Annotated in this window: 1 protein-coding gene; it reads left to right on the top strand. The window is 46.0% G+C overall.

From position 1 onward, the window contains the following. On the top strand, positions 1 to 348 hold a 348-nt coding region (locus SB725_RS30385; RefSeq protein WP_410923056.1), incomplete at both ends, for a hypothetical protein.

The raw sequence follows: 348 nt of genomic DNA, 5'->3' as shown, positions 1-348 counted from the left end.
CTAGCCGCTGCTGGTGAATCAGGTGTAAAGGTCAGTTTTGGCGGCGAATCATGGCCTGCTCAAACGGTACAGAAAATTCACAGTCATGATCTGATGGCATTTACTGGTCATTCTCGCGCCGCTTATCCAGCCAATAGCTATATAAAAAATCTACCTGACACGCGTAGGCAACATTGGCTTGATGACCAACAAGACTTGCTATCCAGTATTAAAACACGCGCTGAACACGCGAGTGTTCATGCGCTATATTGCCTACCTAACGATGTTTCGATAATAAACAACCAGCTACAAGCTTTATTGTCGCAGCCACCATGTGGCATTATTCTATTGGGATTTGGCGCCGGTAAC

It is taken from the genome of Pseudomonas sp. SIMBA_041 (genome assembly GCF_046535095.1).
Taxonomy (GTDB): Bacteria; Pseudomonadota; Gammaproteobacteria; order Pseudomonadales; family Pseudomonadaceae; genus Aquipseudomonas; species Aquipseudomonas mucoides.
Note: the sequence above shows the minus strand (reverse complement) of the source record. Positions and strands in the feature narration are given on the sequence as shown.